The sequence below is a fragment of the Limnospira sp. PMC 289.06 genome (assembly GCF_032350395.1).
Classification (GTDB): Bacteria; Cyanobacteriota; Cyanobacteriia; order Cyanobacteriales; family Microcoleaceae; genus Limnospira; species Limnospira platensis.
In genome coordinates, this window is sequence record NZ_JARPLC010000257.1 from 1 (window position 1) to 2,207 (window position 2,207).

Here is a 2,207-nt window from a genome sequence, read left to right on the forward strand (position 1 = left end):
TACTAAGCTAACCTCTGTGAACCGAACAGGCTACGGCGGAACCCGCCCCTACCATAACTTTCTCTCAGGCGATCGCATCGTGAATTTTGCTTTTGTAACGAAATGTTAAGAAATGTTGCAAAAAATTTTTTTTGGGGTGGGTGGGTTGCTTTTGGCTTTGACTTCTGGTATTATTTTAGATAATGGGAATCTTGACAATTTTATTTTTTTAACAAATTTCTTATTATGAAAAAGTATGTCAATATTTTACATTAGTTTCCGTGGCTTGTCAACCCCCCTATAGGGTTATTTTAACGGTGAATCCAGCCATTAATAGTAAATCGGCTATCCTCGAACCTCCCAGAAGGACAGAAAACCGGGAGAACTTCGTGTTTCATGCGACTATCAAAAAAGATGATGCTGTTATGGCGAGGTTCCACCGTAACAAACTGTTCACCAATGGTATAACTATCACCGTTGATGTAGGTAGGATAAATCCTTAAATCCCCCCCATAGAAGGGTTTTGGCTGTTCATAGAAATAGTAGACGTATGTTAAAACTCGATTGGCAATTTTTTCGCCATCCATGTCTTGATGGATATAATAATAATCTCCATGGTTATGGGCTGTCATTTGCATTTCCACCCAGGAAACCAAAAAAGTCGGTAAGTTGAGTTGAGCTAAGATTTTGGGTCTAATTTGCAGAATTTTATGTCTGATTTGGTTGTAGTATTCATCAAAGTTTTGCACCAGTAAAACTGAAGATTTGCGGGTGTTTTCTTCCTTGTTGGCGACTCCAGACGGGAAAAACTTATCATGATTTTGGAAGGCTATCTTAAAGGTTTCTGCTTGTTCTTCGGGTGATAAAAAGTTGTCAATCTGGATAAAGTTAGCTTCTAATAGCTTGGGGGTGTCTGTGGCGGGACTCTCAGCAACTGCGGGATAATCATTAGGATTTGCGGGGCGGTTTAATTGATGATAGACACCGGAGAGATCCAAAACTTTTAAAGCTATTTCGACTCTTGCGGATAGAGATAGTTCGGAATTATTTAGGGCATTTTGGACTAAATCCAGGGAATCAGACAATAAATTTTCTAGGGCTGTTTCCGAGGCGATCGCCTTATTTTTGATAGGGAAAATATCGTGATTCACAACTTATTTAATCCTCCGACTTACTGGGAATTAATGAACTGCTAATTAATCTGGAATTACTCAACTATTTTATACACAAACTTAACCAGGTTTTTGATGTGTTAGTCTTCCGCCCGTCGCAGCCAGCCATTTAGGGTAAAACGACCATCTTTAAAGTTCGGGGAATCGCAACTAACTGGCATTACCTCGTGTTTGCAACGGCTATCAAAAAACACGATACTATTATTAATGGGTTCAATAGTCTTAAAGGTCTCTTTGTTGTAGGCGACACCATTCCGTAACTCGGTTTCATAAAGTCGCAGTTGTCCGCCGGTAAAGGCTTTGGGTTGGTCATAAAAATAATAGACATAAGTGATGGTGCGAGTTTTCGTTTTGGCACTACTAGAGTCATTATGAATCTTATAATATCCACCATTATGGTGGGCGGTTAGCTGCATTTCCACTTCTGTGACGGTAAAAGGGGGATGTTTCAACTGAGATAATACCTGCGGTAAAGTTTCTAAAATGCGATGTTTCATAAATTGATAGTATTCGGGGAACTTGGTAGCATATAAAATCGATGATTCTCGATAGTTAACCGCCCCGGTTGTAGTTGTGGATGCCACAAATTGGTCAGCGGAAGCGATCGCTATTTCTAAAGCCTGTTTGTTTTCCGAGGGAGACAAGAAATTTTCTATCTTAACATAACCACCCAAAACTAGGGGAGAGTTGGGGAGATTCACATTAACAGATGGTAAAGTTTGACGGACATTAACCCCCGTCGCTTCCAGAATTTTTAAAGCGATCGCCGCCCGGTCTAAAGGGGAAACTTCCCGGTCTTGTAACAGAGACTCTAACACATCAATAGACCGATCCACTAATCCTTGTAGTCGTAAAGGTGTAACATTTAAAGATTTCCGATTTAAGCGATCGCCATTCATAATCCTACCATAGTCCTACCATAGCGCGAATATTAGCAGCCCTAGACTTACCGAAAAAAGTATCCTACCATGCACAAAACATTTTACAATCAGTATAATCCATAAGTTAACAGTCCCAATTATCCAGATTATCACCACTCTATGCTACCACTAGCGA

General features: G+C 40.1%; 2 protein-coding genes. Both read right to left on the bottom strand.

Annotated elements, in window-relative coordinates; all coding sequences use genetic code 11:
* Positions 1-290: 290 nt before the first annotated feature.
* A complete protein-coding gene (locus P5674_RS24230) occupies positions 291-1,130 on the bottom strand; it encodes a 2OG-Fe(II) oxygenase (RefSeq protein WP_006616723.1) in 840 nt (279 codons plus the stop codon).
* Positions 1,131-1,231: 101 nt separating this feature from the next.
* Positions 1,232-2,050, bottom strand: a complete 819-nt coding sequence (locus P5674_RS24235; RefSeq protein WP_006616724.1) for a 2OG-Fe(II) oxygenase — start codon at positions 2,048-2,050, stop codon at positions 1,232-1,234.
* Positions 2,051-2,207: the final 157 nt, after the last annotated feature.